This is a genomic window from Aquibacillus salsiterrae, assembly GCF_028416595.1.
Classification (GTDB): Bacteria; Bacillota; Bacilli; order Bacillales; family Amphibacillaceae; genus Aquibacillus_A; species Aquibacillus_A salsiterrae.
Genome location: NZ_JAMQKC010000018.1, coordinates 42,548 through 52,333, shown reverse-complemented (window position 1 = coordinate 52,333; position 9,786 = coordinate 42,548). Strand labels below are relative to the sequence as shown.

At 40.7% G+C, this 9,786-nt stretch carries 11 protein-coding genes; all 11 read right to left on the bottom strand.

The features are described 5' to 3' along the window. Window positions 1–768: 768 nt before the first annotated feature. The gene (gene thiE / locus NC799_RS14335) at window positions 769–1,401 is read right to left on the bottom strand and encodes a thiamine phosphate synthase (RefSeq protein ID WP_272447124.1); all 633 of its coding nucleotides are present in this window, start codon (window positions 1,399–1,401) and stop codon (window positions 769–771) included. Beyond that, the gene (gene thiD / locus NC799_RS14330) at window positions 1,391–2,206 is read right to left on the bottom strand and encodes a bifunctional hydroxymethylpyrimidine kinase/phosphomethylpyrimidine kinase (RefSeq protein ID WP_272447123.1); all 816 of its coding nucleotides are present in this window, start codon (window positions 2,204–2,206) and stop codon (window positions 1,391–1,393) included. Before thiD ends, thiE begins: the two co-directional genes overlap by 11 nt. 165 nt (window positions 2,207–2,371) lie before the next feature. Next, window positions 2,372–3,391 carry a thiazole biosynthesis adenylyltransferase ThiF gene (locus NC799_RS14325; protein ID WP_272447122.1) on the bottom strand — a complete coding sequence of 340 codons (1,020 nt, stop codon included), beginning with the start codon at window positions 3,389–3,391 and terminating at the stop codon, window positions 2,372–2,374. Continuing rightward, a complete protein-coding gene (locus NC799_RS14320) occupies window positions 3,388–4,155 on the bottom strand; it encodes a thiazole synthase (protein ID WP_272447127.1) in 768 nt (255 codons plus the stop codon). The genes NC799_RS14325 and NC799_RS14320 overlap by 4 nt, the downstream gene beginning before the upstream one ends. Window positions 4,156–4,157: 2 nt before the next feature. Continuing rightward, the gene (gene thiS, locus NC799_RS14315) at window positions 4,158–4,361 is read right to left on the bottom strand and encodes a sulfur carrier protein ThiS (protein WP_272447121.1); all 204 of its coding nucleotides are present in this window, start codon (window positions 4,359–4,361) and stop codon (window positions 4,158–4,160) included. Window positions 4,362–4,375: 14 nt separating this feature from the next. Beyond that, on the bottom strand, window positions 4,376–5,500 hold the full coding sequence (gene thiO, locus NC799_RS14310; RefSeq protein ID WP_272447120.1) for a glycine oxidase ThiO: 1,125 nt from the start codon (window positions 5,498–5,500) through the stop codon (window positions 4,376–4,378). Window positions 5,501–5,527: 27 nt separating this feature from the next. Next, window positions 5,528–6,136 carry a thiamine phosphate synthase gene (locus NC799_RS14305; protein WP_272447119.1) on the bottom strand — a complete coding sequence of 203 codons (609 nt, stop codon included), beginning with the start codon at window positions 6,134–6,136 and terminating at the stop codon, window positions 5,528–5,530. A 17-nt stretch (window positions 6,137–6,153) separates the two neighbouring features. Beyond that, window positions 6,154–6,957: an energy-coupling factor transporter transmembrane component T family protein gene (locus NC799_RS14300; protein WP_272447118.1), complete on the bottom strand. Its 804-nt coding sequence runs from the start codon at window positions 6,955–6,957 to the stop codon at window positions 6,154–6,156. Window positions 6,958–6,959: 2 nt separating this feature from the next. Continuing rightward, window positions 6,960–8,417, bottom strand: a complete 1,458-nt coding sequence (locus NC799_RS14295) for an ABC transporter ATP-binding protein (protein WP_272447117.1) — start codon at window positions 8,415–8,417, stop codon at window positions 6,960–6,962. 11 nt (window positions 8,418–8,428) lie between these two features. Then, window positions 8,429–9,010, bottom strand: a complete 582-nt coding sequence (locus NC799_RS14290) for an ECF transporter S component (protein WP_272447116.1) — start codon at window positions 9,008–9,010, stop codon at window positions 8,429–8,431. Further along, complete coding sequence (gene tenA, locus NC799_RS14285) at window positions 9,007–9,699, bottom strand: thiaminase II (protein WP_272447115.1); 693 nt, start codon at window positions 9,697–9,699, stop codon at window positions 9,007–9,009. The genes NC799_RS14290 and tenA overlap by 4 nt, the downstream gene beginning before the upstream one ends. Window positions 9,700–9,786: the final 87 nt, after the last annotated feature.

The following is a 9,786-nucleotide window of genomic DNA, read 5'->3' as shown; positions in this document are numbered from 1 at the left end:
TCGTCCTGAGCCAAGATCAAACTCTCCAATAAATGAATGAGTTGATTTACTCATAAACTTGACTAGCAATTGTATTTCTAATCTAGCTTCGGCTCCCAATAGCTAGCGTATAGTTAATCCATCATTTTGCACTTGAAGTTCGAAGTGCTACATGCTGTCTTATCTATCCGTACGCTATTAAACAGTCGCCTACACTTTTTCTTTAAACATACTGGTTGTTTTGTTCAGTTTTCAAAGATCAATTTCACTTTTCGTTATCGCTCTGATTTTTAGCGACATCCATTATGGTATCACGCCTATTCGTGGAAGTCAACAACTTTTTTGATATTTTCTTTTTCTCGTTTGAGCGACTTTATTACTTTACCATCTCAATACGTATAAGTCAATAGCTTTTTAAAAATTATTTCAATCAAATCAATCAGCTATTATTATGACCTAAATAACAATATCTTTATGTTGCGCAGAAGTCAATATGAATTACTCACTTATTTTTCTGAAGCAAGAATTATTGTATATGATTACTGTTACTAAGTCAATAAATATTTAGTAGATATAATAATATTTTGTTATAGGGCCTAATATCAACTATATTAAAACTTGCTGTGTTTACATTTCTCATATGGATCTATTTTTATAATATGGTAGAAAGGTGACTATTACCTAGAAATAAGGAGATACTATGAAATGAGCATCTCCAATTAGATACTTCATCTAGTCTACCAATTATTACAGGTTATAAACATCTATTTTTTTGCAAAATAATGTATCCTATAATTTTTCACTTAGATACCGTGCTGCTAATCGTGGTGAAGTTGATTGGCTAATTGCTGATATGACTGCTACTCCATCTGCACCATTCCGAATTACTTCTTTAACTCTTGATTCATCAATTCCGCCGATTCCGACTATTGGAATAGTAATACAAGAGCGCATTTGATTAATTACCTTGGGTCCTTGGACTTCTCTTATATCGGACTTAGTCGTAGTTCTATACATAGGACCAACACCCAAGTAGTCTGCACCTTTTTGGACCGCAATATTTGCTTCTTCCATAGTATGGGCTGATACCCCTAATATCTTTTCACCAATTATTGTTCTCACATTTTCAATTGGTTGGTCTTCTTGTCCGATATGAACGCCATCTGCATCTATTTCCATTGCCAAATCAACATCGTCATTTACGATAAACGGCACACCGTTATCTTTACATATTCTTTGCAAGTCTTTGGCTAAGCCTAATCTTATCTGTCCCGTAATGCATTTGTCACCCTTCTCTCTAAATTGATACATAGTGACTCCACCCTCTATTGCCTCACGTAGCACGTAACGTGGATCTTGTTTGCAGTTTGAACTTCCCATTACAAAGTAGAGCTTTAACTTCTCTTTTAGACTAGTAATCATTTACTTGAACCTTTCTTTTGCGGTATGCCATATGGTTGGTAGGACCATGGCCAGCTCCTAATCCTAGGCTATCTTCAATGGCGGCCCCGATAAAATCTTTGGCTTTTTTTACCGCTTCATAGATCGATTTACCTTTAGCTAGCTCGGCAGTAATTGCTGCTCCGAAAGTACAGCCTGTTCCGTGTGTATGGTTTGTATTTGTTCTCGGACTTGAAAAAAGATGAAAGGTTTCACCATCAAATAATAGGTCGGTTACTTCTTTTTCGTTACTATGACCTCCTTTAATAACTACATTCTTAGCTCCTAATTGATAAAGTGCTTCACATGCCTGTTTACGCTCTTCTAACGTCGAGATAGTAAAGCCTACCAGTTTTTCCGCTTCCGGTATATTAGGTGTAACGCAAAAAGCTAACGGAATTAGTTCATCTTTTAATGACGCTACCGCTTCTTCTAATAATAATGAAGAGCCTCCTTTAGCTATCATTACTGGATCAACAACCACTCGACTCCACCGGTATCTCTTTATCTCGTTAGCAATTGCGTCGATAATTTCACTACTAAATAGCATACCCGTTTTAACCGCGTTCGGATTTAAGTCTTCCGCAACCGACTTTATCTGTTCTGTAACAGCATTTACCGTAAGTGGATAAACAGCTTGCACACCAACTGTATTTTGGGCAGTAATTGCTGTGATAGCTGACATACCAAATACGTCAAGCTCTTGAAAGGTTTTTAAATCAGCTTGAATACCAGCTCCTCCACCACTGTCAGAACCAGCAATTGTTAATGCTTTTGCAATTTCCACAGTATCCCCCCTCATTTATTCTTAATCTTTCGTAACCTTTTTAAAAAATAGGACAGAAATCGAAGCTACGGCATTCCGTGCCCGTTTCGGACTCAAGTAACCGGATTTCACCTTTTACTGTCCGAACGGATCCACAACCACTTACCCACAATGAACGCTAGTAGATTACCCCAAGTAGCGGTAATATAGCGTTTTCGCTTCGGAAATATCTTTAGTTCCATGGATTAATACTCGCCCATCTTTAAAAATAACCAACCGGTGGTCATCAGTAATAAACGATACGAGATAAGGATTTCGATCAACTTTACCTCCTTGTGCAGCAAGAACGGTTGCTAATTGCTCTAAGTCTCTCTCCATTAATTTTGACGGGCGAATTTGAACCGTGTCTCTTCCACATAACACCGCTGTTTTCGTTTGATTCTTCCTATCTAAATTTGGGTACGTTCTGTCCTTGCCACACGATAAACAGCTTTCTTTCTTTATTTTGTCAACGTTAATCGCCACATGTTCATTTTTCCACAAATCAAAGGAAACAAGTTTCTTCCTTAATGCGTCATAATCCTCCACTAATATCTTTAAGGCTTCTGTCACTTGATAGGAAACTACCATTTGAACTGCGGGACTTATAATGCCTACTGTATCGCACGTCATTCCACCCATAGGAACCGTTTCTAGTAAACAAGCTAGACATGGCGTTTCTCCGGGGAGGATAGTAAATGTAACACCATAACTTCCAACACAAGCACCATAAATCCAGGGCACCTTCTGTTTTTGAGCAACATCGTTGATGATCATTCGAACATCGAAATTATCGGTAGCATCAATCACCACATCAACATCGTCGACTAGCTGCTCAAGCTCTTCGACAGACACATCCATGACATGGGCCATGATATCGACGTCAGAATTAATAGCTGATAATCTATTTTTAGCAGCAACAGCTTTCGGCAAACGATCTAGCGCATCTGATTCTGCATAGAGCTGTTGACGTTGGAGATTACTCCACTCCACATAATCACGGTCGACTATCGTTAGTTTACCAACACCGGCACGGACGAGCGCTTCGGCACTCCCCGTCCCTAAGGCTCCCGCTCCAATGACAAGGACGTGTTTGGATCCAATTTTCCGTTGCCCTTCTAGTCCTATTCCGGTAAATAGTTCCTGTCTGGAATATCGCTCACTCAAACTAAGCTCATTCCTTCCACTGGACTACTTGCTGTCGCATATCTTTTCTTTGGTATCCGACCAGCTTCAAACCCTAAGCGGCCCGCTTCAATAGCAAGCTTCATCGCTTTTGCCATTTTCACCGGATCTTTTGCACCGGAAACAGCCGTATTTAGTAACACACCATCAGCACCCATTTCCATCGCAATGGCTGCATCAGATGGTGTTCCTATGCCAGCATCTACAATAACCGGTACATTTGCTTGTTCAATAATGAAGCTAAGATTCAACGGGTTAATAATTCCCTGTCCAGAACCAATCGGAGACGCACCAGGCATAATTGCATGACAACCTAATTCCTCTAATCGTTTAGCTAAGAGGACATCATCAGATGTATATGGAAGTACGGTAAATCCTTCTTTTAACAATTCCTCAGATGCCTTTAATGTTTCCACCGGATCTGGTAACAATGTTTTTTGGCAGCCAATCACCTCTACTTTGATCATGTCGCATAGACCAGACGCCTTAGCTAACTTGGCGATACGGACTGCTTCTTTTGCCGTTTGAGCTCCTGCTGTATTTGGCAGTAGCGTATATTTTTCCACATCAAGCTTTTCTAAAAAATTCGGTTGGCTTGGTTCAAAAATATTCATCCTTCGAACTGAGAATGTTAATACCTCCGTTTCAGAAACATCTACCGCTTCTTTTTGCACATCAAAATTCGGATATTTTCCAGTACCTAATAATAGTCTAGAGTTAAATTGATATTTACCTATTTTTAACACCATCATCCGCCTCCCACAAAATGAACTATTTCAATTCGATCTCCATCAGAAACGCGTGTCTCCTGATGATCTGCCTTTTCTAAAATCGTTGCATTCCATTCAACAATGACAACCTTTTGGTCTAACTCGAAATGCTGCAAAAGATTAGAAACCGTTGCAACATTTTTTGGAATTTCGACATGTTCCCCATTAACAATTACATTCACAGTTTCACCCCACTCTACGTTAATTGCTTCGTTAACCGATCAACACGAAAAGGATTTACATCGACTTTCGGCGCCTTACCTTCTACAAGGTCGGCGATTATTTCTCCCGTAATCGGAGCAAGTAAAATCCCATTTCTAAAGTGACCAGTAGCAACAAATATTCCTTTTAATTCCGGATGAGCACCTAGATAAGGCAAGCCATCAGCAGTCTGCGGACGAATTCCTGCCCAAGCCTTCTCCCATTCTGCCTCCACAATCCCGGGCAGTATGTTCCTTGCCTTTTCCATCAACTGGGATATGCCACTAACGGTTACTTGCTCATTAAATGTATGCGGCTTTACCGTTGCCCCAACAACAATTCTTGAACCTTTTTTCGGGACAAGATAACACTCGTGTGAAAAGATTGTCTTCGTTAGTAATGCTTGGTGTGTTGTAACAGAGAAACACTCTCCTTTAACAGGATAGGTTTCGAGTGGCAAACCAGTTCTTGATAGCAGTTGATTGCTCCAAGCACCACCCGCTATGATGACTTGATCACTTATAAATTCACCTTCGTTTGTCATCACTGCAGTGACCATCCCATTAGTTGATTTGACCGATTCGACTTCTACGTTTTCCTTAATAACCACCCCATGTCTTGCAGCCGATTTTAATAAACCAACCGTTAACTGAGGCGCCTCTACTTGACCATCATTTTCGATATGCATTGCACCCATGACGGACGTAGATAAATTCGGCTCAAGCTTCCTAACTTCTTCTCCAGTCAACCACTCTGCTTGTTCCCCGCACGCCTGTTGGATGCTTATAATCTTGTTATATTCTTTCATGTCTTGCTCAGCTAAGGCAATCTTTAACATCCCTTTATTTATCAGTCCAATATCGATGCCACTCGCCTCTTTTATTTCAACAGCTAGCTTCGGAAACATTGCCCTACTTTTTTTCGCCAATTGAAAAAGTGGCCCATCGTCTTCTAACTCGGCTTGCGCAGCGAGCATTCCCGCAGCAGCGCCGGATGCCTTACTAGCTATTCGCCCTTTTTCTAACAAAAGAACACTAGCCCCTCTTTTTGCAAGCTGATAGGCAATCGCCCCTCCATTTACGCCCCCACCTACAACAATAGCATCGTACGAATTGTTCATGCCTTTCACCCCTCTTTTACTTAGAGCTTATTCAATCAACAGCTTCTGACGATATGCTGTCACTTCCGCTAAAGGTGACTCTGCCAAAAGGATGCCAGACATCATTGCAATTCCACTAGCTCCAGCAAGTGTCACTCGCTTAACATCCTCAGGCTTAATCCCACCAATTGCTAGTACCGGAATCGTAACAGCCTCGCAAACCGCTTTTAACTGGGAAGTCCCTCTTGGTGTCATTCCTGCTTTAGATGGCGTCTCAAAGATATGACCAAATAACAAATAATCCGCGCCTTGCATCTCGGCTATTCGTGCTTCTTCCACTGAATGGACAGATGAACCAATGCGAAGATGAGGAAATGATTTCTTAACGACAGCAGCAGGTAAGGACTGATTGGAAAGCTGCACGCCCTCGACCCCTTTTGCCGATGCAACATCCACTCGATCATTGATGATAATTTTTGACAAAGGAACCTGACTAACCTCAAGCGACTCTACTATCTTAAATACTTCTAATGCTGTTCTCTCCTTCTCCCGAATATGGACGGCGTCAATAAATGGATGAATCTTTTCGATAATCTTGACCAATTGCTCCGGGTCTTGCTTTCCAGTCGACACCACATGTAATTCTTTTCTATGCATCGTAAGACTCCTTTTATTTAACCGATTACCCGAACATCCTCTATTCCAAAATACGGAAAATTGACACTCGCGAACTGCGCAAGTACACCTACACCAATAAAATAGAGCAGCAATAGAACATCAAATTTCGAGAAACCAATCTGATAATAATTCGTCCGGTTGTTGACATTTAAAAATCGCTTCGCCTCCATTGCTATTGCAATTCGATGCGCCCTCCGAATACTTTGGGAAAGCATCGGAATTGCGAACGCCTTTATTTTTTCATAAAAACCCCTAATACCTTTGCCACCTACTGCTCCTCTTACCTTTAACGCATGACGGAGTGTTTGCAATTCTTCTAACATAATTGGAAGCAACCGAATAGCAGCCATAAAGCTGTAGGCATACTTCGGCTTTAACTTAAGTTGTTGCATAAGCGAATAGAACAAGAGAACAGGTCGAGTCGTTAAAGAAAAAACAACCCCCAAAATCGCAAATACCATCCCCCGAATCCCTAAATGTAAACCACGAAATAAGCTCTCTTTCGTTATATGAACTAAGCCCCAGTTGAATAACGTCTCCTCCCCTTCCCCGAAAAAGATCATCGAGGTAGAGGAGGTTACAAAGACAAGCAAGAAAGGAAGTGCAATCAACAAAAGTCGCTTCCACGGATGACCGGTAAAAAAGAAGTACAAGCCAACCGACCCAATCGCATAATTAACCATAAGATTAGGGTTATCGACGAATATTAGATAGATAAATAAAGCAATAACTAGCAAAAATTTAAAGCTTGGATTTATTTTGTGTAACCAAGTCTGCCGGTAAGAAAGTTCAAATGGCATGGTTATACCTCCAACGACTGTTGTTTTTCTTCCATATATTGTAAAGGCAAACAATCAAGCGTTAAGCGCCCATCATTGATATACAACACTCTCGTTGCAAAATGCTTCACAATATGACAGTCATGCGTAATCATGATAATAGTCGTCCCTTTATTTCGCATCTGTTGTAGCTGTTCTAAGATCGCAAATGTATTTCTTGCATCTTGGCCAAAGGTTGGCTCATCCAGTAATAAAACAGGCTGCTCCATAACTGTTGCCGCAGCAACACTTAATCTTCTTTTTTGGCCCATCGATAAGTGATATGGATGCTGCTTCGCGTATGGTTGTAAATGAAATCGCGCTAGCAAGGTTTCTACTTTCCGGACAATTTGGTCCTCACTCCAATTTTGCAAACGAAGTGTATAGGCAATTTCATCAAATACCGAATTCGTCACAAATTGAAACTCAGGATTTTGAAAAACAAACGCGAAGTAATCCGTAAGTTTGCTTAGTCTCCGTGCATCTTGGTTATCAATTTGATAGCATCCTTTTGTCTTTAGTAAATTCATAAGTCCGAGTAACCACGTGCTCTTTCCCGCTCCATTTTCACCTAACACAGTAATCCACTCACCTTGGTTAACGGTTAAATCTTTGATGTGAACCTTTTTTTCTTTACCCCTGTAAACATCAAATTCTTTTAAAGTAACAATTGGTTTCTTGGCATTTGTCTCGTTAGGTGACGATCGATTTCTTAAATAGTCCTCCCATACACCTGGGTACCAAATCCCTTGTTCGACCAAGACGTGCTTATAGTCCGAGAAAATTTCTTTTTTTGTACCATCAGCGACGATAACACCATCATCATTTAACAAAATGATACGATCAATAAAATCAATTACTTGCTCAATTTTGTGTTCTACAATCACAAGCGTTTTATTTTCACCAATTTTTTTTACCGTCTCCCATACCTCTAGTGTCCCAGTAGGATCTAACATCGCTGTTGGTTCATCCAAGAAAAGCACATCAGCTTCAAGAGCTAAGACAGATGCAATCGCAAGTCGTTGTTTCATCCCGCCCGATAACGATTGAATCGGTGTATGAATATCTTCAAACTGTAAGCCGACTTGCTTGAGATAATCGGTAATATAATGTCGCATCTCATCTCTAGCAATCGCTAGATTTTCTAATACAAAAGCGATTTCTTCGTCAACGTACGGCATACAAAACTGTGTGTCTGGATCCTGAAACAAAAATCCCCACGATTTCGGTATATTCACCCGTTTGGCTTTCATCGGTACTTCAACCGAATTTGGTATCAACCCTGTTAGCACTTGTAACAAAGTTGATTTACCAGATCCTGATGGTCCAAGTAATAATACTTTTTCTCCTTTTTTTATGGAAATGGAGAAGTCTTTCAATAACAAAGAGTCAGTGCCAGGAAACTTTAGTCGTAAATCTTCAACACCAGTAATCTCTTTCATCGTTTATTCCCCTATTGATCTAACGCGTCATAGTCAACGCTCGTGGCTGGTCGAACCAAACTCGTTACACCCGTTTTTTCCAATGCTTGAACAATGAAATGGGCGAAAACACCAGCTATAATAACAGCACCAATGAGTCTAAACCCAATTAGCATCAGTAAATTCCACATAGCCAAATCGCCAATGTAGCCATAGTAGACATCAATGAGTAGGGATACAATTCCAGATGCCAGACCCGCCAATGACACTGTCACCATGTTATATTTCTGATAGCGGAAACTAGCAAAAATGAACTCAGCAAAAAATCCTTGGCCAAGACCATAAATTAAGGTTGTTATCCCCCATTCACCACCGAAAATAAATTCACCATGGGCTGCCGCAAGTTCTGCTAACAAAGCAACACCCGGTTTCCTAATAATTAAATAGGCTACAGTTGCAGCGATGAACCACATCCCGTATAGAAGTTGTTCTAGTTGCAGGCCGAACGTTGAAACAATACCATATAACGGTCCCCATAATTTGTAGATAGCACCAAAAATCAAGGCAATAATTATGGTCACCAAAATATCCGTTAGCTTTAACCCCTTACTCATTGTTCCATCCCCTTTGCAACTGCAATCTCTCCCGGCCATTTTTCTAACGTATAGGCCATCTCCCAAAATGCATATTCATATTTACAGCTAATGATAAAATGTTCCTTCATTCGCGTGAGGTCTTTGGCTGTCACCGTTTCCGCGATTTCATCAAGTCTATTAATCTGCTCATCTACTGATTTTTTAAACCATTCACCACCATATGCCGCGATCCATTTTTGATAGATGACCTCCTCCGGTGTACAAGCCTGTAAATGTTCACCTATTTCATGGTAAATCCAGTAGCACGGTAAAATTACCGCAATAATATCACCTAAGTGACCTTCGTAGGCAGCCCGGTACAGGTGGGAAGTGTAGGCGTAAGCAGTTGGCGCGGGTTTAAATACTGCTATATCAGCTGCCGTCACTCCAAGGCTTTGAAAAAACGTTCGATGTAATGCAGATTCTGCTTCGTATGTTCCTTGCGCATGGGCAGCCATTTGATTCGTTGTCTCAAAGTCGTTTGCTTTAGCCGCTCCAAGTGACTGGACTTTCGCGAAGTGGGACAAATAATAGGCATCCTGCATCACGTAATAGCGAAAATTCTCAAGCGGTAATGTCCCATCGCCGATACCTTTCACAAATGGATGATTAAGATTCGCCTGCCAAATATGGGCCGTTTCCATTCTTAACTCTTCCGAAAATTTCAAATTAAATCCCTCCCTACAGATTTAAATTGAATTAATCGCACTCCAAAGCTTCAGTTACGGACAAGAAAAGCGTAGGCGCCTTGATCA

Excerpts from the sequence above, each read along its gene's own strand:
- NC799_RS14300 (WP_272447118.1), bottom strand. The coding sequence starts at position 6,957 with ATGCCATTTGAACTTTCTTACCGGCAGACTTGGTTACACAAAATAAAT.
- NC799_RS14305 (WP_272447119.1), bottom strand. The coding sequence starts at position 6,136 with ATGCATAGAAAAGAATTACATGTGGTGTCGACTGGAAAGCAAGACCCG.
- NC799_RS14290 (WP_272447116.1), bottom strand. The coding sequence starts at position 9,010 with ATGAGTAAGGGGTTAAAGCTAACGGATATTTTGGTGACCATAATTATT.
- thiO (WP_272447120.1), bottom strand. The coding sequence starts at position 5,500 with ATGAACAATTCGTACGATGCTATTGTTGTAGGTGGGGGCGTAAATGGA.
- NC799_RS14295 (WP_272447117.1), bottom strand. The coding sequence starts at position 8,417 with ATGAAAGAGATTACTGGTGTTGAAGATTTACGACTAAAGTTTCCTGGC.
- thiE (WP_272447124.1), bottom strand. The coding sequence starts at position 1,401 with ATGATTACTAGTCTAAAAGAGAAGTTAAAGCTCTACTTTGTAATGGGA.